Below are 24,421 nucleotides of genomic sequence, written 5' to 3'. Positions count from 1 at the left end.
CAGTACCCCTAGTCCTCCATGTAGTGTCATAGCTTCGCTTGTTATACGAGATCTACGTCCCAACCAGCCTCAAACATGTTTCTACAAGTAGGGGGAGGACAGTTTAGTTCACGGGATCGAGTCCCACGCACCCGTACGTCCTACCCTGGCTACTGATATAATAGATTCTATTAAAAAAAGGTCAACCAGTAAAAACTGGCTAACCTTATAATACGAACGCACCCGTTAGCTTTTCCCCTGCTCCACGCCATGGACGTGCTAGTTTCCCAGCATCCGGCGCTCCATCTAACAAAATGTATCGATTAATTTTTAAGTGATTCGGGGTTATCCAATAAATCAACTTTCTTAGCTAAAATGAAATTTTTATCACATCCAACTTCCTCAACTTTTACTGGTACAACTGCACTGTTTCAAGAACCTTCACTACTTTTAGGGAAAATAGTAACTTGATGATTTGATGTGTCTATCGTTTTTGCAAAATGTCACTAAATCTATCAAACTTAAAAATTGTATTTGCATTTTGTTCCTAATATATAATTTACTTTTATGTTACTATAATGATTTTATTAAATTTATTATTAAAATATAGGAAATTAGGTTAAAAAATTTTAAGATTAAATTAATACTTTGAGAACTGAAAAAAGAACTGGAACAATTGAAAGTTGTTTTTTAGTTCACCGTGTATCTTAAATCGTTTTGGGCTTCCTATGTTTTCATCCAGAAAAGTATTTATTATAAAAAAAGCGCTGATCTGTTTTTCTTCAGCGCTTTTAACATGCGTCCATTCGCGAACGAAGTGGTGAAGGTTCGTAAATAGCCTTTTTAAGTAAGAGTATGCTTTTTAATTTAGTACAAAGTAAATGAAATCTCGTTTTCTGTTATATAAAAACATCCATAGGCTTGACTGCCTATGGATTACATAACCCAATGAACAAAGGTTCCATCAATAAACTTTTAACAGCAGCCACGGCCTGCAACCGCAAAAAAGGATTCTGGAATAAAATGTATTCTTGCTGTGGAGGTTCATTTATCTCCCTCAAGTAAGAAGTTATAATTTTTAGCTTTCAACATATATTTCAGAAAACAAATAAAAACCAACATAATAAAACCTTAGTGCCAATTAAATAAAAAAAAATATAGAAAAAATATTCCCAATTGTCAGAAAATGTGATATGTTATTTTACACATTAGAAAACGCTTTCATCTTTGGAATTTTAAAAAAAGGGGGGTTTTTATGTCGGTAATAGTTCACTCGAAAAAAGTCAAAAGGAAAGCCTTGGTTGCAAGTTTGATTGGTAGTTCAATAGAATATTATGATTATTTGTTGTATGGAACTGTGGCTTCATTAGTTTTCAACAAACTTTTCTTCCCGAATTTTAGTCCAGCGGTAGGTTTACTGATCGCATTAGCATCTTTTGGGATACCTTACTTCTTCCGTCCGCTTGGAGGTATTATTTTTAGCCACATTGGAGACAAAATTGGGAGAAAAAAGTCATTAGTATATACCCTTGGAATCATGGGTGTGAGTACCGCCCTCATTGGTTTATTACCTGGTTACCAATCTATTGGGGTTTGGGCACCAGTTTTGCTTGTCACTTTAAGGTTGATTCAAGGAATCGCTGTTGGGGGTGAATGGGGAGGAGCAGTCCTTCTTGCAGTAGAATACACAGAAAAAGAAAAACGTGGTTTTGCAGGAAGTATTCCGATGATGGGAGCAGCTGTAGGAATGATCCTTGCCACCGCTACCATATCTCTCGTGAGCTTGTTGCCAGATGCCGCTTTTCTTTCGTGGGGTTGGCGTATTCCATTCGTTGGAAGCTTGGCGTTAGTCTTAATCGGTTTATGGATACGGAATGGTTTAGAGGAAACCCCAGATTTTCAAAAGGCAAAAGATGAAGGCAAAGTGTCTAAACTTCCGATTGCTGATACTCTAAAATACCATTGGAAAGAAGTACTTTTGATTACAGGTGCAAAAGCCATTGAGACCGCTCCTTTCTATATGTTTGCGACTTTTGGGGTTTCATACGCAACTAATACATTAAAGATGCCGGAAAGTCCGGTATTAAATGCCGTGACGATCGGAACACTAGTTTCTCTCTTTATGATTCCCCTTATTGGTAAATTATCTGACCGAATTGGAAGGAAAAGTATATTTATAGGTGGGACGTTAGGGGTAATTATCTTCTCGATACCATACTTCCTTTTACTCTCTAAGAAATCAGTACTTTTGCTAACCGTCGCGGTAATGATCGGATATGGTCTTTGGTCTATCATCACTTCTGTTATGGGCACTTTATTCTCTGAAATGTTTAAAGCAGAAATTCGTTATACAGGAATTTCTGTAGGCTATCAACTAGGTGCCGCCCTTTTCGGAGGTACAGCACCATTAATTGCTACTTGGCTTATTGCAAAGTTTAATGGTTCGTGGCTTCCTGCTGCAATCTACCTCATGTTACTTGGTGTTTTATCACTAATTTGTGTAGTTTTACTGAAAACGATGAGCGAACGTGAAAATAGTGCATCTACAAAAGATCAATCTTATTTAGCGGACAAAATAGTTAAGAATTGAAGAATGTCTGTTTTTTGTATATTTCAATTGATTCTTTATAGATCCAAACAAATAGGAAATTTACAAAAATAAAAAAACTTTAAAAAGGTGGAATTAAAATGAATGTTAAAGATATTACAAACAATCCTTATTTATTACTAACTCCTGGTCCATTAACTACAACTGAAACGGTTAAATTAGCAATGATGAAGGATTGGTGTACATGGGATGATGACTATAATAATATTGTTCAAGATATTAGGAAGACGATTGTACAACTAGCAACTAATACAAAGGATAAGTACTCAGCTGTTTTGATGCAGGGAAGTGGGACTTTTAGTGTGGAATCTGTAATTGGAACCGTGATTCCAAAAAGCGGGAAATTACTAGTGCTAGCCAACGGAGCATATGGAAATAGGATAGCAAAAATATCGGGTATCCTTGGGATCAATACGGTTGTATTGGATAGTGGGGAGGTTAATCATCCAGACCTGAATGAGTTAAATAAAACATTGGAGAATGATCAAGAGATAACTCATGTTGCTATTGTTCATTGTGAAACGACAACCGGTATGCTAAACCCTATTGAAAAAGTAAGTAAAATTGTCAAAAAACATAACAAGATTTTTATTGTAGACGCGATGAGCAGCTTCGGTGGCATTGAAATGGATATAGATACACTAAACATTGATTTTCTCATTAGTAGTGCAAATAAGTGTATCGAGGGCGTACCTGGTTTTGGTTTTGCCATCGTCAAAATTGAAGAGTTTGCAAAATGCAAGTCAAACGCAAGGTCTCTATCACTGGATCTTTATGATCAGTGGATAACGATGGAAAATGATAATGGTAAGTGGCGATTCACTTCTCCTACTCATGTAGTTCGAGCATTTGCACAGGCATTAAAAGAATTAGCTGAAGAAGGTGGAATAAAGAGAAGAGCAGAAAGATATAGAAATAACCAAAGGATCCTTGTAGAAGGAATGAAGAAGCTTAATTTCGAACCGTTGCTTCCCGATGAATTACAGTCACCATTTATTACGCCTTTCTATTATCCGCAAGATAAGGAATTTGAGTTTACTGAATTTTACAAAAAATTAAAAGGAAAAGGATTCGTAATTTATCCAGGAAAAGTCACCAATTTAAATACGTTTAGAATTGGTAACATCGGAAATGTACATCAAAGTGATATGGAAGCATTATTACTTGCGATTGAGCAAAGCAGCTATTGGCAGAAACCTGCATTTAAAAACTAAGTCTTTCCTTAGAATGCTTGTATCTTCCATCATTGTTTCTTATACTTTTTTTTATAGATTGGATTTATTTTTAACGGATATTGGAAATCCCGGTTAGAATAGTAATTTAATCAAACTTATGAAACAATGATGGAAATACTAATTTTGGGGTGAAAGTCTTGTCATTAGCTGGAGAAGAAAGAAAGAGAAAAATTCTAGAATTATTAGAGGTTAGCGGAAAAGTTACGGTTAAGGATCTATCGGGCATATTAAAGGTTTCAACTGAAACCATTCGGAAATACCTAGATGAATTACATCAAGAAGAAAAGTTAAAAAAAGTCTATGGTGGGGCTATTGAAAATTCATTTTTTAATGGGGAACCTTCCACTGATGAAAGAGAGATCATACATTCTGATGAAAAAAGAAGAATCGGAGAAATAGCAGTTAATCTTATTAATGACAACGATGTAATAGCCATTGATGATGGGAGCACACCATTGCAATTGGCAAAAAATCTGCGGAAAAAGAAAAACTTGACTATTTATACCACTTCTATAAATTCCCTCTCTGTTCTCATTGATTTAAACCATCAAAATATTTTTTCAGGAAAAATTATCATGTTAGGTGGAGAGATCAACACTTCTCATCATAGAGTATCTGGGCCTTTCACATTACAGATGCTGGATGGACTCTACATTGATAAGTTTTTTATATCGGCAGATGGTCTTTCTATAAAAAGTGGAATAACCAGCTATGACTTTTCAAAAGGTATGGTAGCAAAGAAACTAATCGCGCAATCAGAAAAGTCTATATTATTAATTGATCATTCCAAGGTAGGAAAACGCACCCATTATAAAATGGCGGATCTTCAAGATATAAGTATGGTGATATCCGACAGACAACATCCAAGTGATTGGGAAACACCACTGAGAGAAAACAATGTAAAATGGTTGGTTGCAGACACTACAATAGATGAAAAATAATAACAAGAAAATCTCTCAGTAATATAGGCGAATTTTTTGCCTATGAAGGGGGATCAGCAAATGGAGTATTTAGTTGTACTTTACGAAGAACATTTTTTGCAAAATATAGAAATTTATTTAAGGCTAGTAATCAGTGCACTGCTAGGAATGTTTATCGGTTGGGATAGGAGTGCTAAAAACAAACCAGCTGGATTAAAAACATTTACTTATGTTTCTGTATCTTGCACTTTAATCACTCTTGTTTCAATTTACAGCGTTGACGTTTTCAGTCATTCAAATATAAATATTAGAATGGATCCTATGAGGCTTTCTGCACAAATTGTTTCTGGCCTGGGTTTTTTAGGGGCTGGTCTTATTTTAAAAGACGGACTTAGGGTACAAGGGTTAACATCTGCCGCTATGGTGTTTTTTGCTGGAGGTGTAGGTATTGGAATTGGTGCTGGCTTTTATGGGCTTGTATGTGCGGCTGTTTTCATTACTTTTATTTTAACAAAAATTAGTAACAACATTGAACATCGACAAGCAAAATCACAGGAAAGGAAAAAAATGCAGCATAGAATACCAAGTCGTAAGGATGTGCAGGAAGGTTAAAATAATAAATTAAAATAGTTATATAAAATAGAAAGCCAGTTCTTGAGATTAGAGAACTTGGCTTTTTATTTATTTATCCTTTTATTTTGGTGTTCCACATGGCTGCTTGAGAAGATCTTTATCATTAGAATAAATAAAGGGAAATGATGAATTAGAACAAAGTGAAAACAAAATAAAAAATAAAAACAAATAAAAACAAATAAAAAACAAGTAAAAACAGGACAAAACAACATTGATGTGGTAAACTTTAATTAACTCATAATTGAGTGAATATTTTAAAAAAGAAGGTGTTGCCAATGAAAGTATTCTGTTTAGGTGGAGCTGGAAGAATCTGTAGAGAAGCTGTTCTTGATCTAGTCGAGTATTCCGAATTTGATGAAATTACAATTGGTGATTTCAATGAAGCATTAGGGAAAGAATTAGTTAACGAACTAAACGACCCTCGTGTGAACTTCGTGAAAGTAAATGTTATGAATCATGATGAAACAGTTGAGCAGATGAGGGGCTACGATATAGTAATGGATGGCACTACCATCACATTAAATGGTATTTCTACGGCATGTATTGCAGAAGCGGGATGTCATGGAATCAATTTAAATGGATTTGGTGCAGAAGATGAATTTTCTGAAATTTTCAAAAGCAACAACAGAACTGCGGTTCCAGGCTTTGGGATGACCCCAGGTGTAACTCAAATGATGGCCATGCACGCTGCCAATCAATTGGAAGAAATTGAATCCATTAGAGTAAGCCACGGGTCTTTTAGGCCGATCGCCTTCTCAAAATCAATTACAGAAACAACTACTTATGAGTACGATCCAGACCTTCCAGGAAGAATCGTTTTTGAAAACGGTGAGTTTGTGCAAGTTGCTCCATTTGCAAGGCCCAGAAACATCAAACTGCCTGAGCCGTATGGTGAAACCGTTCAATATATTATCCCCCATTCTGAAACACGCACACTAGCTAAAGCGCTTTCATATAAGGGCGTACAACTAATCGAAGTCAGGGGTACTTGGCCTAAACAAAATATGCAGTTAGTTCGTTCGCTATATGACTACGGAATCATCGCAAATCCTAAAGTGGTGGTGAATGAAAAAGAAATAGGCCTTATGGATATTATTGGTGATTACTTGCTTCAGTCAAAAGCAGGGCAAGAAACTGAATTATACGGGTATTCTCTCCATGTTGAAGTAGTCGGGATAAAAGATGGTGTTAAAAAGCGTCATGTTTTATACCATACGCACCCCTCTAGTGATGGATCCGTTAAGGGATGGGAAAAGCTAAGAGCTTATACTCGAAATGTAGGAATCCCAATGGCGATAGCTACTGAGATTATCGCTAAAGGTTTGGTGAAGCAAACAGGGGTGTTAATTCCGGAAGAAGCATTTGAGCCGACAATGATTTTTGATGAACTAAAGAAAAGAGGCATTCATGTTCATGAAGAAATTGAGGTTGTTGATGTGAGTGTAGAAGAAACTACCGTATAGAGCCAATTTAAAAAGATAGAAAAATAGAAATATAGAACCACATCTTTTAATAATATTGACAATAAAACTCCCATTCACTTAAATAGGAGAAATACCAATGATGTTGTCGAAGAAGGAGGTTGGCGTTTTGAATAATCATTCTCCCCAAATTGAGGCGGTTATTTTTGACTGGGCAGGAACAACTGTTGATTATGGTTGCTTTGCACCACTAGAGGTGTTCAAAGAGGTATTTAAAAAAAGAGGAATAGAAGTGTTAGATGAGGAAGCACGAGCACCAATGGGCCTTTTAAAGTGGGATCATATTCGAAAAATGTGCGATATGGACCGAATCGCAGAATTATGGAAAAGTAAGTATGGTAATTTGCCTGAAGATAAAGATGTCGATGCTCTATATGCAGATTTTGAACCTATGCTGTTTTCGATACTCCCTAACTATTGTAATCCAATACCGGGGGCTATTGAATTAGTTGAACGTCTGAGAAGAAAAGGGATAAAGATTGGTTCTACCACTGGATATACAGCTGAAATGATGGAAATTGTTGCGGCAGGAGCGAAAAAAAGGGGTTACGCTCCAGATTTGCTAGTAACGCCGGATGATGTGCCTGCTGGACGGCCGTTTCCGTGGATGATTTATCAAAATGCCATGAATTTAGGAGTCTATCCTATGAAGCATTTTATTAAAGTCGGAGATACAGTGAGTGATATTAAAGAAGGTATTAACTCGGGTTCTTGGAGTGTAGGCATATTAAGAGGCAGCAGTGAATTAGGGTTGAAGGAAGAAGAAGTAAATGCTCTAGATCCAGAAATTTTAGCGGAAAAACTGGAAGTAGTGGCAGAAAGATTTAAAAAAGCTGGTGCTCATTATGTTATTGATAGTATCGGGGACTTAGATCAGTTAATTCCAAAAATTAATTTGCGCCTAGCTAATGGCGATTAAATTTTATAAATAAGATTCGATCCTTTTACAAAAGAAGAAATATTCTTTCAACCAATATGAGGAGTTTTCCTATTATCGGGAATCAAAGAGGCGGAGAGGTGAAAATGATTGGTGGAAAATGCCTACGCATTAGGTCTGGTTGAAACTATTGGCTTTCCCGCAATGATTGCTGCTGCAGATGCCGCTTCGAAAGCAGCTGATGTAAAAATCACTACCTATCAAGGGGCAGATGCAGGGATTGTTACTATTTATATAGTGGGTGATGTTTCTTCCGTACAATCGGCTGTTATTGTAGGAGAAGAAGCGGCTAAAAAAGTCGGAATATTCCGTTATTCACATGTTTTAGCGCGACCGGATGATCATGTTATCAAAATGCTCTTTCCAAAGCTTGAAGAAGAAAAAAAAGCTGTCAAAAGTGAAAAAGCAATCCAGCGAGTTGAACAGCCAGATACCATAGCTAGTGATGAAAAAGACGATGAAAATGTAAAAGAACTTCATAAAAAAAGCACCCAAGAGTTAAGAAAGCTTGCCAATTCTTTAAGTGGCTTCCCTCTATCTCCCCAAGAAATTACAACTGCGAAAAAAGAGGAATTAATAAAATATGTAAATGCACTTCAGAATGGGAAAGGTGGGGATAAATGATGATGTTGGATAAAGATCTTGAATCGATTCAAGAAGCAAGACAGCTTCTTGAACAAGCAAAGTTAGCACAGCAAAAAATTGAAAAAATGTCTCAAGACCAAGTTGATCAAATTGTTCAGAGTATGGCTCAAGCTGCTACAAAGGAAGCTGGAAGGCTTGCAGCGATGGCTGTTAGTGAAACGGGATATGGAAAGATAGAGGATAAGCGGACAAAAAATTTATTTTCCGCTAGAGATATATTTGAATCAATGAAAGATAAAAAGACAGTAGGGATCATTTCTCGTAATGAAGAAAAACAAGTGTGGGAAGTAGCTGAACCGGTGGGCGTAATAGCGGGGATAGTCCCGTCCACTAACCCTACTTCAACAGCGATCTTTAAAGCACTTATCTCATTAAAGTCCAGAAATGCCATCGTATTTAGTCCACATCCAACTGCTGCAAAATGTACAAATGAAACGGTGAGAATTCTGCAAGAAGCTGCAGAGGAGGCAAATGCACCAAAAGGAATCATTTCAAGCATTACTAATCCGACCCTTTCTTCGGCACATGAGTTAATTAATCATAAGTTAACGGATCTTATTTTAGCTACTGGTGGTACAGATATGGTTAAGGTTGCTTACAGTTCAGGTAAACCTGCATATGGGGTAGGACCTGGAAATGTTCCAGTTTTTATTCATTCCAGTGCAAATGTAGAAAAAGCCGTTAAACAAATCGTGCAAAGTAAAACATTTGATTATGGGACCATCTGTGCATCTGAACAAGCGATCATTGTAGAAAAAAGTATAAAAAGAAAAGTGAAAAAAGAGTTGGAAAATGAAGGGGCTTATTTCCTGGATGATTATGAAAAGAAAAAAATAGAGGAAATCATCATGGTCAACGGGAGGTTAAATCCTGGAATAGTGGGCAAATCCCCACAAACATTAGCCAATATGGCAGGGATTTTCGTTTCAGATGGGATTAAGGTATTGATCGCAGAAGAATCGAATATCGGAAAGTCTTATCCTTTTTCAGTAGAAAAGTTATCACCAATTTTAGCTTATTATACTGTTGAGGATTGGCAGGAAGCTAGTCATGTATGTAATGAATTACTTAAAGTAGGCGGACTTGGCCATACGCTTGGGATTCATTCTGAAAACAAACAAATTATTGAAAAGATAGGGTTGGAACAAAAAGTATCACGAGTTGTAGTCAATTCCGGAACAACATTTGGCGGAATAGGTGCCACGACAGGGATTACACCATCAATGACACTTGGTTGTGGAACATATGGAAACAATGTATCGTCGGACAACATCGGTCCAGAGCATCTATTGAATATCAAACGAATTGCTTTTGGGGTTCGTGAAATGTCTAATGAACAAGAATCAGACAATGTTCATGCTCGAAAAGAGGAAACAGAGAAAACAATTTCAAGATCGGAAGTTATGGATATCGTAAAAAGCGTCCTGCAAGAACTGAAAATATAACTTATAAATGGGGAGGCATAAACAATGAGCATAGAAATGGGAGCATTAGGAATGATCGAAACAAAAGGGTTGGTAGGTGCAATAGAGGCCGCTGATGCCATGTCAAAAGCTGCAAATGTAAAGTTAATTGGTAAAGTACATGCAGGTGGAGGCTTAGTAACAGTTATGGTGCGGGGGGATGTTGGAGCGGTTAAAGCATCTGTAGACGCAGGAGCCGCAGCAGCTGAAAATATAGGAGAACTGATTTCCGTTCATGTCATTCCACGTCCTCATTCTGATATTGAACTTATTCTTCCGAAGTTGGAAGGATAAACAGTAGCTTATGGCAATTATAACGGAATCCAAATTAAGACGGATGTTGAAAACCGGGATTCCAAATCCATATCCTATTGGGGACGATAGACTAACTCCTGCGGCGGCTGATTTCTTAAGAGACAGAAAAGTTGTCATTGGAAATCAGCACCATATTAAACATTCCTTGGCGTCAAATGAAAAGGACATGCATAATTTAATGATTCCTGTGGGTGTTTCAAATAGGCATATTCATTTATCATCACACGATGTTGAAATACTGTTTGGAAATAATTACGAACTAACTCCCATACGGGAATTGTCACAACCAGGACAATTTGCTGCAAAGGAACAAGTCACTTTACTGGGGCCAAAAGGGATGATCCCAAATGTCCGAATCCTTGGACCGGTAAGGGAAGATACTCAAGTAGAAATATCTAAAACGGATGGATTTCAATTGGGAATCCATCCGCCCATACGGTTATCAGGTTCAATCGATGATACGCCAGGCTTGACGCTAATTGGACCAAAAGGCTGTATAGCTCTCCATAAAGGAGTGATTATAGCAAAGAGTCATGTGCATATGTCACCTGAGGATGCTCAACATTTTGACGTTAAGCATGGAGATGGTTTACTTCTTCAATCAATAGGCGAGCGCTCTATCATTTTCTTGGATGTTATTGTTCGAGTAGCTCCGAGATATAAACTGGATTTCCACGTTGATCTAGATGAAGGAAATGCAGCAGGTTTGAAAACAGGTGACTATTTAAAAGTTGTTGGGAAAAATGGGGAATTCCTATCACAAAAAGGAAGGTGAGGAGGATCGAAATTCGTTCAATGGTAGAATCGGTTGTACGTGAAGTTTTACAATCTATTCAAGTGCAGAAGGAAAAAGAAAATAACGGAAAAGTTTTATTTGTCTTTTGTGATAGCTCAGCACATGAGCCATTTACAGATCAGTTTATTAAATTGAAAAATGCAAATATAGCTTTTGATACTTTATTTTTAGATGGTGAAACATCATCTTGGATAGGCATGCAACAGGTTGAATCGAGCGGGGCTACGAAAGTGATTGCGGCTGATGAATATGCTCCATCGGCAATGGAGATCCCAAAAGGGTATGATGGGATCATTATTCCTGAAATTGATTTGGATAATGCGGCAAGGGTTGCTACTGGATTAAAAGGATCAATTAAGTCAGAAATCATTTTCTCAGCGAGCATGTTGCAAAAATTCATATTAGTTGGCGAAGATGTACCAGGGATTAAACGATCGGATCGTAGTTGTTTAAAAGCCATCTCTTTACCAACTCCATATCGTAAACGGTTTGATGAGTATATAAAGCAAATGAGTGAGCTTGGCATAACGTTTTTACCGCAAAAGGATTTAGCTGATGTAATCATCAATAAACTTTGTAAAGAGCTGGAAGTGAATGGCCAAAATAAACAAGAGCCATTGGAAGAAAATCATTCTAAAGGCGATCATTTGTCCTACACCAAAAAGTTACTTACGACTGACTGGTTTGAATCAAAATCCTATAGCCCGAATGATACCATTTACCTTCAGAAGGGGACCATCATTTCTCCTTTGGCAAAGGATTTGATTAAAGCTAATAAACTAAATGTCCTGTTTGTTAAAAAGGAAGTATAAGATGCTTTTAGGAAAAGTTATAGGAAGTGTTTGGACAACTCAAAAAGAAAAAGGAATGGAAAATGTTAAATTATTGATTGTTCAGCCGTTAAATTCGTTGAAAGAATCAGTAGGGAATATTGTTATTGCCATGGATCGAATTGGAGCAGGTGTAGGTGAAACGGTTATTATCACACAAGGCTTACCTGCACAAAAGTTGACGAATGAAAAAAATTCTCCAATCGATGCAGCGATTATTGGCATAGTTGATTCTTTTGAAGTTAAGTAGTCAAGTCATGTTTCAATCCAGTTACTTCTATTATTTCAGGAAATAGAATAAAGCTTCCTTTGTCAAACGATGAAGGGGGCTTTTTGTTCACTAAAAGATCGTCTGTTTGGAGGGAATTTTATGGAGTTAGACTTTGAAAATCCAATCCCATTACACGCTCAATTAAAAACCATTTTGGAAGATCAGATTTTGGAAGGTTATTATAAGGATAAAATCCCAAGTGAAAGGGAACTCATGGACATGTATTCTGTCAGCAGGAGCACTGTACGGGAAGCTGTTTCCATCCTAGTTCGTGGAGGGATATTGGAAAAAAGGCATGGCAAGGGAACGTTCGTATCCCTAAAACCTGTACAGGAATGGCTTCAGATGATAAATTTCACTGAAACTACTAAAAGCATGAGGATTAAATTACTTGATCATGGCCGTGTATTGACCCCTGAAAATATTGCAGATGCAAATGGTTTTGAAGATGAATCTTACCATATTAAAAGGCTGAGGTTACGGGGGGATGTCCCCATAGCGATTGAAATGCATTATTATTCTTTGGAACTAGGAAAAGAATTGACGAAATTCAATTTAAGTACAACAGTATTGTATGATGCGCTCGAAGGGAATCTAAACATTAACTTTAATGAAGCGGAACAAATTATTACATGCGGCTTTCCATCTAAAGAAGATGCTGAACATTTAGGTTTGAACGAAATGATGTGCGTGTTGATTACAGAACGAATGATTTTTGATTCCAAGGGTAATTTGGTCGAATACTATAAAGGTTTATTCCGATCGGATATGCATTCATTTGCTATGAAGCTGAACCGAAAAAACAACTAATTTTATATCTGCTAATCCCCATTTTGCCCCATATTTAAAGAAGACAGTGGTTACATTTTACAACATATTCATTTTTCCGAAGACTTGCATTGTACATGGTAGATAATCAACTATCATGTACCATGCAATTTTGAATGAAATAATATAACTGAAGTTAAAGTTGAAAAGAGGAAAGGAAATTTAGGAGTGAGCTACATTGGATATGAAAAAAATAGCTCTTCTATTGATCAATCTTCAAAAAGAAAATGGTAAATCAAATGTTGTTGGTATGAATGACATTGTGCAAAATGCGATGACTCTTGATCATACATGACGTCAACAATGGATACCTGTTATTTACACTCGACATATAAGCTGGGGAGATGCTACTGGCCTAGCAAAAATGAACCGTTGAATAAACAAGGGGAACCTATCTATTATCACTTGATATGAATTCTATTGAAATTATAGATGAGATAAAACCTCACAAAAATGACATCATTATTGATAAATACCGATACAGCGGCTTCTATGAATCAAGCCTCGATTTAATGCTCAAAAGTCTGGATATTAAACATTTGATAATTGGAGTAGTCTTCACGGATTGGTTTGTATTAGCTACAGTATTAGATACGTATTATCGTGATTACCAAGTTAATCTCCATTAAAGATATTTGCGGAACTACAACCCTTGGAGCACATATGTCAGCTACATTAATGATGGACAATTGGATATATGATCTTAAAGTATGATACTGATTAAATAGAAAAAATGTTGAGTGCTGAAAAGCACCATGTCTTGGAGACACATTCTCCAGATCAACTCCAACTTTCTCCTCATAACCTTAAGGAAATCTACTCTAGATTAGATAATTTTAAGTAGAGAGCTATATTTTGTTGATTAATTCCCCAATAAACTCTTTGCAATACTGATTCCGACCTTTTTGGGGGTGAGAATCATATCTATACTGAGAATTTAATGAGTATGAAAAGATTAATCTAGATTAATCTATAATACCTTTAAGAAGGTGCTCCTTGTAGATTGGGTCTAATAAAAGTTAACACTTCTAAATGAGGGGGAATTTACGTGAAAGTTGAAGTATTGAATATATTCCAGCAAATGAGCGACATGGAAAGGTGATACCATTGAGGTGAGGGAAAATAGTTATAGATAAACTTAGTTTACAATTTATCTAGTTTACATAAGATAAATTATAGGAAGTTAACAATACACAAAAAATCCCGTCTCAAAATCACAAGTAATCTTGTTGTAGTGAGACAGAATAAAAAAATTAAAAAAAAGTACACATCTTACACATGCCATTCACAGAACATTCACACTTGTTAAGCGTATAATATAGATACTCCTTATTTTGATCTCTGAAACGATTGTCCAGGACCAGTTGTATTCAGAATAAACCTCTAAGTTCATTGCCTTAGAGGCTTTTTTATTGAATCTCATTGTAACGAGTATTCTTAAATTTTGAGACAGAATTAAAAATTTAAATTATTTTATAATCCCTTTTTGAAACAAATATCGAGCAATTACAAATAATCAGGCTTATATGCATACATTACTTTTAAGCTAAATGCCTTAAATTGCTAGATTACTTACCATCAGTTTAAGCTTTTTACACCAGAAGCGAATTCTGTGTATGGGCAGTCCTCTTACTTGATTTATCTTTGATAAAGTATTAATAAGGTGCTTAAATAGATTTTGTCCTTTCCCCCTCGATAAAAGCTGCCATTGGACACTTAACCAAATGGATGTAACCATCTCACCATCGACAAGTACAGAGCTACCCGTAATATATGTGCTTGCCTCTGATACAAGAAAGGTTACGACTTTTGCAAATTCTTCAGGTGTGCCATACCGTTCCAGAGGAATGGTCTTTTTCGACTGTTCTGCTGCTGCTTCTCGGGAAATCCCCTGTCTATCAGCATTTATCTGATCAAGATGGTCCGTTCTTTCTGTTGCAATTCTGCCCGGCGCAACCGTATTAAATAAAATATTATAAGGGGCCAATTCTACAGAAAGAGTTTTCGTAAGACCAACGATTCCCAAACGGATTGTGTTAGAAAGAATGAGCTCTGGAATCGGCTGTTTAATAGAGGTGGAAGCAATATTAATAATTCTTCCGCCTCCCTTCTTCATATCCGGGAGCACTTCTCGAATAATTCGAATATAGCTAAGGAGGTTCAATTCGAAGGATTTCTGCCAATCTTCATCAGAAATCTGTTCAAAATTCCCTCCAGGAGGACCACCTGCATTATTAACCAAAATGTCAATTGACCCAAAGCTTTCTCGAGTAAACAGTACCAGTGAACGTATATTTTCAATATTCGTAACATCAGAACGATGATAGGCAACCTGTCCCTTTCCTATCTGCTGTAGAATTACCGTATAGATGTAACGCCAGCACCCATTGGATGTTGGCGTTTTTTATTTACTATATTTCTCGATTAAATCTGTTATCGCAAGCTCGAGAATATCTCTCTGCAGGCGAGCCAAAGTAAAGGTTCTCCTTCGCCATAGCTGATTCTGCTTCTGTACGGTTGTTACTTGCTTGTAGCGCTTTTACCATAGTAATAGCTTCCATTTCCATGGTTTCATTTTTACGGTAAATTGCTGAATGTGATTTTTTATACTATGAGATTTTTATTTATGGCGGCAGTTTTTGCAGACTTTGATGGTTTGGTTTGTTTCAGTTTTGTGCGGGTAGAGAAGCTTTACTCCTGTTCTTTCACACAGTGGGCATGTCCCTCTGCCATTTGAAGGCAAGTTACTGATTGATTTTCCTCGGTTTCTTTTTGCCATTCCCCATCATTCCTATTCATAATAATTCTTGTTTCTTTATTAAATGTTGGAGTGGCACAAAGGTTGATAGGCATTTAATGGCTTTTAACAATAGAGCCGCAATTCACATGAAATATATTACAACTTTCCTTTTACAAAATTAAACAAACAGTGACTTTGTAACTTTTCGTTTTAGATTTACCAACTGCTTCATTCACCTAAGATGCCATCGTGGCGAAAATCATTCCAAAACCTATAGAAAAAGCCGAGGAGTTAACCTCGACATGATAAAACGGTGTTAGCTTAATGGGTATTGGCATGTGGATCTATCCCCTTTACTTCAAAATAAGATATTAAACTCTATTATTCTCCACAAATACATTCTTCTTATGCCACTTAAAATAAAGCTTATTTTCAGGATGAACGGGGATTTTTACGTTTTTTGCCAAACCGTACAGAACATACTCTTCTTCAGGAATCTGCTTAGAGATATGCAGTCTACCTTGACCGTCAAACGAAATCAAGCCTTTGTCATACAGCGCATCATGGTTGCAGCATAATAGTACTCCGTTGTATGGATCTAGTCGCTCCTGATCTGAGCTGTCCTTCCATGGTTTAGCGTGACTTGCTCTTAGAAGGACTTCCATTCCAATGCCACATAGCGGGCATTCATTATTCCAGAGTGGCATTAAGCTCTTTCTAAATTTTTGCTGGCCGCGTCGGATTTTCATTTTGGCCTCTGATTCAGTTTCGGCAATGATGGTTAGTAATGGGTTACGCTCTTTTTCAATGACTTCATCAACAGAAAGTTCTAATTGATCTTCATCTAATTTATAAATGTTGAGCACACTGATACATTCTAATAGTTTAAGAGAAAGCTCCTCATTACAAGGATATAAGTAGCCTTGATTGCCACTTCCGTCCACTTGGAATGCTGAATACTTAATAGGTAGGTACCGGACAATTTCATCAAAATGATCGCGTACATTCAGTGGTACTTCTAGCTCACGGTATTCAGTCGAAACCAGATATCCTTCATCGTTCCATCTATCATGATTTTGCATCGTTTGTGGCTTGCTACCCTCTTTACAGCCTTCTTTGACTACACTAATTGCGACAATGAACCCTTTTACATAATGAAAGATTCGATTGCCACTTTTGACCTCTTGCATCCTTTTCCATGAGTGAGGTACCATGCCTGATTTGTCTATTTGAGGAGACCAGATGATCCCTAATTGTTTTTCTTCTTGATATGTACTGCCTTGCATGACAATAAAGCTGCTCAACGTATTTCCTCCTACATGCTAAAATATACGATTTAAATTCATAGTTGTTTCTTTTTATAATCGTACATAATCTATATACCCAATCATACCTTACTTGTTTCGAATTGTAATCGCAACGGTTCAAGGAATAAATTCCCACATTCTCGAAAATATGGAATAGTTCTTCATTTAATACGGATATTTTATAAGTAACTGTGTAAATGAGATCATTCTATTGAAAAAGAAAAATAATTCGTCTAAAGCTCTTGAACGGGAAGTACTTGAGAACTTTTCCCGAGATAGCTTAAAGTATAATGATGATATATTATCTGGAAAGTTATTTTGCAAGTATTTAACGACCCAGACAGAAAATGAAGATGGCGAACCTTACTTCTATTGAAATGTCATGTTGAAAATTGAAGTGAATAAAGTGAAAGAAACATTGGGGGCTCGTGCTTCCAGAATATCGACAAAGATTTTCCACAATGATGAGGATGCTCGGTTTCTTGAATTCGTGAAGCATGACTATGAAAAGGAGTTACCCGAAAAGTCCAGAAAACTCATATACTTTAAAAGGGATAAGGAACGTGATTTTGCAATCTTATCTCTCTTCTTAGGAAGTGGCATCCGAGTATATGAGCTATCTAACTTGAGGCTGCGAGACTTGGATTTCGAGGAAAATCAGATACACGTTTTACGTAAGGGTGGAAAAAAGGATGTAGTGGCAGTCTCTCCTCCGTCCATGCAGGACATAAAAGATTACCTAGCTGTGCGATCGGAACGTTATAGGGGATCAAACGATGATACGGCCTATGTATTCTTGACTAGGGTGAATGATGGAGCCACCCCTCTTTCCAACCGCGCCATCGAGGCTTTAGTAAAGAAATACATGAAGGCCTTTAAATCCAATAAATCCATGTCCCCACACAAACTGATGCATACCTATGGGACGAATTTAATGGAACAATCAGGAGACATTCATTTGCTGATGACTCAACTGGGTCATACGTCGACCACAACGGCTGCCCTCTATACAAACCCTGAACAGGAGAAGGCCAAAAAGGCTGCTAAAAAGCTGGGTGAGAGAAGAACCAATTATCGTGAAAAGGATTAAATGAAAAAAGAGAAGATTTTCAGTCTTCTCTTTATGTATGCGTGTAGAAATGAAAATTTAAGATACCTCTATGCTTCTATTACTTGTAAGGCCAAATAAATGTAGCTAAATACCTGTAATAATTGCTAAGACCTTACTACAAAGTGCCTCTAATAATGATTAGGGTCCTGAGTATTAGAATCGGGAATAGACGTAATGTATTGGGAGCAACTATATTAATCAAACTATTGATTAAAATGAGGAAAAGCCTATTTAAAAGTGTTCTTTAGATAAGAAAAGGGTGACAGATGAAATCTCTTTCTTTATCCTCTAAAACCTTTAAAATCCTTGAAAAAGTGATGCACCAATATATGCAGGAATTAGGAGCTCCTCTTGCTACTGAACAGGATATAAACTATGCAAAAACAATCTATGAATCGTTGACTGACGAGGAAAAGCGTGCGGCAGCTTTACAAGTTGGAAAACAAGGAGCGTCCCAATTAGCAGAACGACCTATTACTGACTTTATCGTTCCTTTTTTCTGAAAAAGAAACATTTATGGGGGGGGTCTACAGATTTTGCCGATGTTAGCAGGAATGTTCCAACCGCACAATGCGTTACTTCCACCTGGGCGTTTGGAACACCATTTCATACTTGGCAGGCTGTCGCGCAAGGTAAAGAAAGCTACGCCCATGATGCCATGTTATTAGCTGGAAAGGCAATGGCATGTACCGCTATTTCGGCTCTTGAAAACCCAGAATTACTTGATCATGCTAAAAAAGAGTTAGCGGAAAGACTCGACGGGGAAACGTATACATCGCTAATTCCCAAAGACCTTACACCTCCGAAAAATAAACAAAAGGATATCAAACAAAAATTGTTCAATTTATAGTTTAATAAAGGAAAAATAAAAACATCATTTAGATACACTAGGGTGAACCATACCATAAGTAAAGGCGTTTTTTAAAAAAATAAATAAACCTACTCGAGAGTTGTTCTCGAATAGGCTTATTCCCAATAATAATGTTTTCCCACTACTTCACCCTTTAAAAATATTAATTAGGAAGGGGGAAAATCTCTCTCTTTACTACTTCCACAATCTTGCCAAACCCCTGATACTGGATACTTTTCACAAAGTTTTTTTCAATTCCCTCAATTATCTCGCAAATAACCCCGAAATTTTTCGAATAAAAATCATTTGTAAATAAGATTAGATATGCTCAGTTGGCCAATAATTTATCCCAACTTGCACTACTCAAGCTAAACATTTCAACTTATGTTAGGGACTTCCATCCTTATGGCGATGCACTGCCAAGCGAACAAAAGCCACGATTTTTCAATTCAATAAAACAATTGATTAACTAGGAAAACCTACTATCCACTATGCATCGACAAATGTACACGAGCAGTGACTGGATCGAATGTTCTTATGATGATTTTCTCATTATTTCTTTGTTTACAATTCTTGTTCCAAGTTCTCCTTTTAGTGCCGAGTCGGCTTTGTCAAGGGAGCAGATGATGGATGTGCCTCCGAATTCGGCGAATGCTATGGCGGATTCTACTTTAGGGCCCATGCTGCCGGCGCTGAATTGTCCTTCAGCGTCATAACGCTTCATTTCGTCTAAAGAGATGGTTTCTATCGCTTTTTGGGTTGGCTTTCCATAATTGACAAAAACGTTATCGACATCGGTTAGGATCATAAATACATCTGCCTCGACTTCCTGTGCGAGCTTAAATCCGCTTCGATCCTTGTCAATTACGGCTTCAATCCCGACCGTCTGCCCATCATCATGTTTCACCACCGGAATGCCGCCTCCACCAGAAGCAATGACAATTTTTCCTGCCTCTGTTAACGATTTAATCACTTCAGTCCCAATAATTGATTTCGGCATTGGCGATGGAACGACCCGTCGCCATCCTCTTCCGGCATCTTCCTTAACGACCCAATTTTTTTCCGCTGCTAATTTCTCTGCTTCTTTCTGGCTGTAAAATACACCAATAGGCTTTGTAGGATTTTTAAAAGCTGGATCTTCAGGTGATACCTCCACAGCCGTGAGCAGAGTTACTACGGATTTCTTTATTCCAAGCTTCTTTAGTTCATTTCTTAATGACATCTCCATCATATAGCCAATGAAGCCCTGAGTTTCAGAGCTGCACACATCTAAAGGAAATGGCGGAACGACCTCCTTCGCTTCCTCATTTTGCCGCAAAATATTTCCTACCTGAGGGCCATTCCCATGGGTAATAATCACCTGATTGCCATTCTGGATGATTTTCGCAATCACCTCACAGCTTTTACGAATATTATTTAGCTGGTTTTCATAAGTGGCTTTTTGTTTTGGCTGCAAAATCGCATTTCCGCCCAATGCTATGACAACTTTTTTCATATAGAAATCTTCCTCCTTAAGGACAATAGTCCAATGAACATGCCGAATGCAGTATCAAAGCCGGAACTGTGCCCGGTTGAAAGCAGTTTAAATAACTTTGATTCAAATTCAATGCTATGGCTAAAAAAGGCAGCTTCAGCCGCTTCCTTCACGAGCGAACTGTATTCATTTCGCAATGCATACAATAAAAATTCTCTGCTTACATCTGTGGTGATGATATTGTTCAACAGAATGCTTTTTAGTTCCCGCCGAAAATCAGCTGAAAAAAAGTCAGCGATAGCGTCGACTGAAAGTAGACCAATCAGTAAATCATCCCCTGAAGGTGTTAATCCTTTGCCGCGGCCTAAGAAAAATTCGAGGCTAAATTTAATCGTCGTGCTTTCCCTGCTAAAAACTGCATCCATTAACTGCAGCAACTGTTTTTCGATATTTTCTGCTGGTGCAACTCCAGCGTAAGCTTCAATCAAATGTTCAACATTTACGTCTAGCCCGCTCTGGTTATCGTTATTGAGCAAAGTTTCTAGTAAACAAACCAAATTATTCTCTAAATGATTGATTTTAGTCGTTTTATGGACAAGTCGATTGGAATATTCCGAACCACCGACTAAGGATAATTCAATGCTGCTTAAAGGGAAATGTAGTCTTTGCGATTCTTCTTCCCAATAGACAGGTGCGTGGCCCATCATTTGTTTTAAAACAAAACAAGCATCCTCATCGCTAATATGAATACCAAAGGGGATCTGTCCATTATTTTTATTTCCAATAAAAATAATCGAATCACCCATTTTGATATTAAAGCCGTTCTGGAAAGTACTATGAACCGTTCCTTTTGCATGCTTTTTTAGAAGGAGAGGAATACATTGGTGGTACTCCTCTCCGTAATAAACTTGTTTTAGCACGTTGGTGACAGGCACTTTAAATCAAAACATGCTTTTTCGCATAGGCTTCAATTGCTTTTTCGAAGCATGCTAGCGGTGCACGAACTGTTCCAGCTCCAACTTGACCAACGCCGGCTTTTTTGTGTGCAATCCCTGTGTTAATGACTGGTGTTATGCTAGTTTCTACTACTTTACGGGCATCAATTCCGAGGCAGATACCTTGGAAATCCCAAGTTGGGACGGTGAAGTTTGAATTTTGATCAATACAGATTTCCATCATTTCATTGCTTGTATTTAACGCGCTGTCAAATCCGCCTGCCCCGACGAAGCGAGTAACTCCAGGTGCTGCAATCATTGCCATGCCTCCGACACCAAATGCTTCGGTAATCGCGCTGTCCCCGATATCTGGGTTGGCATCTTCCTGACTGTAGCCTGTAAAGAACAAGCCTTGAGGGGTATTAACCGGAGCTGTGAACCATTCGTCACCCATTCCGCTGATGCGAATCCCAAACTCTTTCCCATTTCTAGTCATTGCCGTTACAACGGTACCCTCTTGGATCGTTCTCGCACCATCAAGAATTGCTTTACAAGTGGCCATTGCAACATTTAGGAAAAATTGATCGGTGTTAGCTAAAAACTGAATAACCTCTAGGCGTTTTTTTTCGTCCACATCTGCCTGCAAAATAAATGGACTTACTTCTTTTAAGAAAATAAGGGATGCTGCAATGTTCCGTTGATGGAATTCGTCCCCCATCGTTACAGCCTTGGCAATCATAACATTCAGATTGAGTCCCTCTTCCGTTAGTTTTAAAGCTTTGGAAAGAACAGGTCCTAACACATCACGCATCCATTTAAGGCGTGTTACAACCTCTTCAGAGTATGCGCCAAAGCGAAGTACCTTACCGATTCCCTCATTCATCGTGCAATACGCGCGGTTTCCTTCTGATCGGTTTTCGACAACAAGGACAGGCATGTTGGCTGATGTAATCCCTCCCATTGGCCCGACTGCATTCACATGATGGCATGGAATAAATTGAATTTCGCCTGCTTTTAACATTACAAATGCTTCCTCTTCTGTTTGCGCCCATCCTTCAAAAAGAATCGCCCCTACACAAGACCCCTGCATCGGGCCGGTCATTTCTTCATATTTAATCGGCGGGCCAGCATGAAGTAAAACTTTGCCATTTAATTCATCGATAACTGTTTTAGCTGGAACAACATCCACTAAAAATGGAGCTGATCCTATGATTTTGCTTAGCACTGCTTTATTCGCTTCATCAATTGTTTTATACATGTCTTTTCCTCCTAATTAGAATCAATTGTCCTCAAATTTATTTCAATAATGCTAAAATTTTACGCATTCTTTCATTACCGCCAGCAGTAGGTCTCCAATCAAATTGCACCACTTGGCCGCCATGATTTGTAACTGCCTGAGTAAACTTCTTTAGACCGACGTTCACGATTGCAGGCTTTTCATTTACTAGCTTGCTAATTTGCTCTGAAACAAGTAACGATTCTTTATTTTCTAATGCTCCCACTGGATGAAATGCTCGTTTTGTTCCTGGAACCTCAATATTTAATAGTTTTAAAGTTGTTTTTATGGCTTGAACATTGCTTTCTCTTACAATTACTCCGGCACTTTCAAGCTTTGTCTTTTGCTCCTGATAGTCTTGCGGGTCTTTCTCAGTTCCGCAAACAGTGGCAACAAAATAAAGGTTTCTTCCGCTTGCAGCCGCTTCGTCCTGCGCAGCCACTATGGCTGGTAAAAGAGCACCCGCCATATCGTCATGAGATCCGTACCCAAGAACAACATCCAATAAGATAATAGCGGTACCTTCATCCTTTGCTGCCTCTTGGATAAACTGAATTCTTGTTTCAGGATCGATCATTGGGTGTGGCTTTCCTTGTGTATATTTGTCATCACCAAGGTCAATTACTTCATGGCCATTCACCTTCAATAAATAGCCTTCTTCATGGATTAAGCCTCGCAGTCCTAATGCCTCGCTAATAAACATAGCTGCTTCTGCGGCAAGAGTTCCTCCGGAAAATAGTCCCTTAATCGCTGTTTGTTTAGCTTTAAGTTCAACAGCTGGAAGCGAAGTGCTATTTTCCGAAATTAGGCCTGTCAGTTCATTTCCATTTGCCAACTGAACGGATAAGACAGCTGTTTCTTCAAGAGTCCCTGCATAGATGACATGGCCTTCCTGCTCTGCAGGCTTTTCCTCCATAAAAAGAGCGACCACTGGTTTCGAGACACTGCGCAGTAATTCAACCACCTGATTTCTAACTTCTTTTGCTGGTTGCTTCGAAATAATTGTAATCACCTTGGTGCCGCTATGATTCTCTAAAGCACGAATGCTATCCATCATTGTAATTGCACCAATCGAATTGGATAAATCACGTCCCCCTGTACCAATCGCATGGCTCACGCCGCCGCCAAGCCGGTCAATAATCGTCGTTACCTCTTGTATTCCAGTACCGGATGCGCCAACAATTCCGATATTTCCTTCAGTTACAACATTGGCAAACGCTAACGGAATCCCTGAAGCGATTCCGGTACCGCAGTCAGGACCCATTACCAACAGACCTTTTTCATGGGCAAGCTTTTTCAAACGTAGCTCATCCTCTATGGAGACATTATCGCTAAATAAAAAGGCATGCAGTCCGTTGTTCAGGGCTTTTTCTGCTTCTTCTGCTGCGTATTGGCCAGGAACAGAGATAATTGCCACATTTGCACCTGACAATGTTTTCATTGCTCGATCCCAGGTGCGGACCGTTTCAAATTCCTTCGCACTGCTGCTGACTGCCTGATTTTTCAAGAAACTATCAAGTTCATCCAGAACTCTCCCCACAGTTTCTTCAGAATCAGCATGAACAACAATACACATATCATTTGGCTTTGCCTCTTCCAATTCGATTGTATAAAGTCCAGTATTTTTAAAAATGTCAAGGTTCGCAGGTGTACCCATCATGACAGAGATTTTATTTACGCCTTCCATTGCGGAAAGCCTGTTGGTTAAAAGCATTAAGTTAACAGAGTCTTGATACGAATTTTCCTTGATAATGGTATGAAGCATATTTTGTTACACCTCTTTATCT

General features: G+C 38.0%; 22 protein-coding genes and 1 pseudogene. 17 read left to right on the top strand and 6 right to left on the bottom strand.

Annotation, left to right across the window (positions count from 1 at the left end; genetic code table 11):
- Positions 1–1,234 precede the first annotated feature (1,234 nt).
- From BW986_RS25615 to BW986_RS31000, 14 genes are all read left to right on the top strand, one after another.
- Positions 1,235–2,569: an MFS transporter gene (locus BW986_RS25615; RefSeq protein WP_076372090.1), complete on the top strand. Its 1,335-nt coding sequence runs from the start codon at positions 1,235–1,237 to the stop codon at positions 2,567–2,569.
- Positions 2,570–2,682: 113 nt separating this feature from the next.
- Entirely contained in the window at positions 2,683–3,801 is a 1,119-nt protein-coding gene (phnW, locus tag BW986_RS25610; RefSeq protein WP_221408341.1) for a 2-aminoethylphosphonate--pyruvate transaminase, read from the top strand.
- 158 nt (positions 3,802–3,959) lie between these two features.
- Positions 3,960–4,763, top strand: a complete 804-nt coding sequence (locus BW986_RS25605; protein WP_076372086.1) for a DeoR/GlpR family DNA-binding transcription regulator — start codon at positions 3,960–3,962, stop codon at positions 4,761–4,763.
- Between the two features lie 60 nt (positions 4,764–4,823).
- Positions 4,824–5,354: an MgtC/SapB family protein gene (locus BW986_RS25600; RefSeq protein ID WP_076372084.1), complete on the top strand. Its 531-nt coding sequence runs from the start codon at positions 4,824–4,826 to the stop codon at positions 5,352–5,354.
- Positions 5,355–5,650: 296 nt separating this feature from the next.
- Positions 5,651–6,838 (top strand): saccharopine dehydrogenase family protein, encoded by a 1,188-nt coding sequence (locus tag BW986_RS25595; RefSeq protein ID WP_076372082.1) that lies wholly within the window; start codon positions 5,651–5,653, stop codon positions 6,836–6,838.
- A 127-nt stretch (positions 6,839–6,965) separates the two neighbouring features.
- On the top strand, positions 6,966–7,775 hold the full coding sequence (phnX, locus tag BW986_RS25590; RefSeq protein WP_260320991.1) for a phosphonoacetaldehyde hydrolase: 810 nt from the start codon (positions 6,966–6,968) through the stop codon (positions 7,773–7,775).
- Between the two features lie 111 nt (positions 7,776–7,886).
- Positions 7,887–8,417, top strand: a complete 531-nt coding sequence (locus BW986_RS25585) for a BMC domain-containing protein (protein WP_260320990.1) — start codon at positions 7,887–7,889, stop codon at positions 8,415–8,417.
- Complete coding sequence (locus tag BW986_RS25580; protein WP_076372118.1) at positions 8,417–9,883, top strand: acetaldehyde dehydrogenase (acetylating); 1,467 nt, start codon at positions 8,417–8,419, stop codon at positions 9,881–9,883. Before BW986_RS25585 ends, BW986_RS25580 begins: the two co-directional genes overlap by 1 nt.
- 24 nt (positions 9,884–9,907) lie before the next feature.
- Complete coding sequence (locus BW986_RS25575) at positions 9,908–10,195, top strand: BMC domain-containing protein (RefSeq protein ID WP_076372078.1); 288 nt, start codon at positions 9,908–9,910, stop codon at positions 10,193–10,195.
- 10 nt (positions 10,196–10,205) lie between these two features.
- A complete protein-coding gene (gene pduL, locus BW986_RS25570) occupies positions 10,206–10,991 on the top strand; it encodes a phosphate propanoyltransferase (RefSeq protein ID WP_076372076.1) in 786 nt (261 codons plus the stop codon).
- The gene (locus BW986_RS25565) at positions 10,988–11,824 is read left to right on the top strand and encodes a hypothetical protein (RefSeq protein ID WP_311316576.1); all 837 of its coding nucleotides are present in this window, start codon (positions 10,988–10,990) and stop codon (positions 11,822–11,824) included. Before pduL ends, BW986_RS25565 begins: the two co-directional genes overlap by 4 nt.
- 1 nt (position 11,825) lies before the next feature.
- Positions 11,826–12,092, top strand: a complete 267-nt coding sequence (locus BW986_RS25560; protein WP_076372074.1) for a EutN/CcmL family microcompartment protein — start codon at positions 11,826–11,828, stop codon at positions 12,090–12,092.
- Positions 12,093–12,212: 120 nt separating this feature from the next.
- The gene (locus BW986_RS25555; protein ID WP_076372072.1) at positions 12,213–12,923 is read left to right on the top strand and encodes a GntR family transcriptional regulator; all 711 of its coding nucleotides are present in this window, start codon (positions 12,213–12,215) and stop codon (positions 12,921–12,923) included.
- Between the two features lie 428 nt (positions 12,924–13,351).
- Entirely contained in the window at positions 13,352–13,570 is a 219-nt protein-coding gene (locus BW986_RS31000) for an isochorismatase family protein (RefSeq protein WP_260320988.1), read from the top strand.
- 1,094 nt (positions 13,571–14,664) lie between these two features.
- Here the strand turns inward: BW986_RS31000 and BW986_RS25545 are convergent.
- Positions 14,665–15,297, bottom strand: a pseudogene (locus BW986_RS25545) (SDR family oxidoreductase); the annotation flags it as partial.
- Positions 15,298–16,052: 755 nt separating this feature from the next.
- Positions 16,053–16,985, bottom strand: a complete 933-nt coding sequence (locus BW986_RS25540; protein ID WP_076372070.1) for an HNH endonuclease — start codon at positions 16,983–16,985, stop codon at positions 16,053–16,055.
- Positions 16,986–17,394: 409 nt separating this feature from the next.
- Here BW986_RS25540 and BW986_RS25535 point away from each other — a divergent pair, with 409 nt between their 5' ends.
- From BW986_RS25535 to BW986_RS25525, 3 genes are all read left to right on the top strand, one after another.
- Positions 17,395–18,078 (top strand): tyrosine-type recombinase/integrase, encoded by a 684-nt coding sequence (locus BW986_RS25535; RefSeq protein ID WP_179086170.1) that lies wholly within the window; start codon positions 17,395–17,397, stop codon positions 18,076–18,078.
- A 287-nt stretch (positions 18,079–18,365) separates the two neighbouring features.
- The gene (locus BW986_RS25530) at positions 18,366–18,602 is read left to right on the top strand and encodes a hypothetical protein (RefSeq protein WP_076372066.1); all 237 of its coding nucleotides are present in this window, start codon (positions 18,366–18,368) and stop codon (positions 18,600–18,602) included.
- Positions 18,603–18,778: 176 nt separating this feature from the next.
- Positions 18,779–18,949, top strand: coding sequence for an amidohydrolase (locus tag BW986_RS25525; protein ID WP_142244738.1), 171 nt, complete (start codon positions 18,779–18,781; stop codon positions 18,947–18,949).
- Positions 18,950–19,484: 535 nt separating this feature from the next.
- Here BW986_RS25525 and arcC read toward each other — a convergent pair.
- Genes arcC through fdrA form a run of 4 tightly spaced genes read right to left on the bottom strand, consistent with a single transcriptional unit; the run spans position 19,485 to position 24,399 of the window.
- The gene (arcC, locus tag BW986_RS25520; protein WP_076372062.1) at positions 19,485–20,444 is read right to left on the bottom strand and encodes a carbamate kinase; all 960 of its coding nucleotides are present in this window, start codon (positions 20,442–20,444) and stop codon (positions 19,485–19,487) included.
- A complete protein-coding gene (locus tag BW986_RS25515) occupies positions 20,441–21,343 on the bottom strand; it encodes an oxamate carbamoyltransferase subunit AllH family protein (RefSeq protein ID WP_076372060.1) in 903 nt (300 codons plus the stop codon). The genes arcC and BW986_RS25515 overlap by 4 nt, the downstream gene beginning before the upstream one ends.
- Positions 21,344–21,359: 16 nt before the next feature.
- Complete coding sequence (locus BW986_RS25510; RefSeq protein WP_076372058.1) at positions 21,360–22,616, bottom strand: YlbE family protein; 1,257 nt, start codon at positions 22,614–22,616, stop codon at positions 21,360–21,362.
- Between the two features lie 37 nt (positions 22,617–22,653).
- Positions 22,654–24,399 (bottom strand): acyl-CoA synthetase FdrA, encoded by a 1,746-nt coding sequence (gene fdrA, locus BW986_RS25505; RefSeq protein WP_076372056.1) that lies wholly within the window; start codon positions 24,397–24,399, stop codon positions 22,654–22,656.
- Positions 24,400–24,421: the final 22 nt, after the last annotated feature.

The sequence above is a fragment of the Peribacillus simplex genome (assembly GCF_900156045.1).
Lineage (GTDB): Bacteria > Bacillota > Bacilli > Bacillales > DSM-1321 > Peribacillus > Peribacillus simplex_D.
Note: the sequence above shows the minus strand (reverse complement) of the source record. Positions and strands in the feature narration are given on the sequence as shown.

Bases quoted from the DNA above. Each gene is read 5' to 3' on its own strand.
- BW986_RS25615 (WP_076372090.1), top strand. From the start codon at position 1,235: ATGTCGGTAATAGTTCACTCGAAAAAAGTCAAAAGGAAAGCCTTGGTT.
- BW986_RS25600 (WP_076372084.1), top strand. From the start codon at position 4,824: ATGGAGTATTTAGTTGTACTTTACGAAGAACATTTTTTGCAAAATATA.
- BW986_RS25595 (WP_076372082.1), top strand. From the start codon at position 5,651: ATGAAAGTATTCTGTTTAGGTGGAGCTGGAAGAATCTGTAGAGAAGCT.
- BW986_RS25580 (WP_076372118.1), top strand. From the start codon at position 8,417: ATGATGTTGGATAAAGATCTTGAATCGATTCAAGAAGCAAGACAGCTT.
- BW986_RS25575 (WP_076372078.1), top strand. From the start codon at position 9,908: ATGAGCATAGAAATGGGAGCATTAGGAATGATCGAAACAAAAGGGTTG.
- pduL (WP_076372076.1), top strand. From the start codon at position 10,206: ATGGCAATTATAACGGAATCCAAATTAAGACGGATGTTGAAAACCGGG.
- BW986_RS25560 (WP_076372074.1), top strand. From the start codon at position 11,826: ATGCTTTTAGGAAAAGTTATAGGAAGTGTTTGGACAACTCAAAAAGAA.
- BW986_RS25555 (WP_076372072.1), top strand. From the start codon at position 12,213: ATGGAGTTAGACTTTGAAAATCCAATCCCATTACACGCTCAATTAAAA.
- BW986_RS31000 (WP_260320988.1), top strand. From the start codon at position 13,352: ATGAATTCTATTGAAATTATAGATGAGATAAAACCTCACAAAAATGAC.
- BW986_RS25530 (WP_076372066.1), top strand. From the start codon at position 18,366: ATGAAATCTCTTTCTTTATCCTCTAAAACCTTTAAAATCCTTGAAAAA.
- BW986_RS25525 (WP_142244738.1), top strand. From the start codon at position 18,779: ATGGCATGTACCGCTATTTCGGCTCTTGAAAACCCAGAATTACTTGAT.
- arcC (WP_076372062.1), bottom strand. From the start codon at position 20,444: ATGAAAAAAGTTGTCATAGCATTGGGCGGAAATGCGATTTTGCAGCCA.
- BW986_RS25510 (WP_076372058.1), bottom strand. From the start codon at position 22,616: ATGTATAAAACAATTGATGAAGCGAATAAAGCAGTGCTAAGCAAAATC.
- fdrA (WP_076372056.1), bottom strand. From the start codon at position 24,399: ATGCTTCATACCATTATCAAGGAAAATTCGTATCAAGACTCTGTTAAC.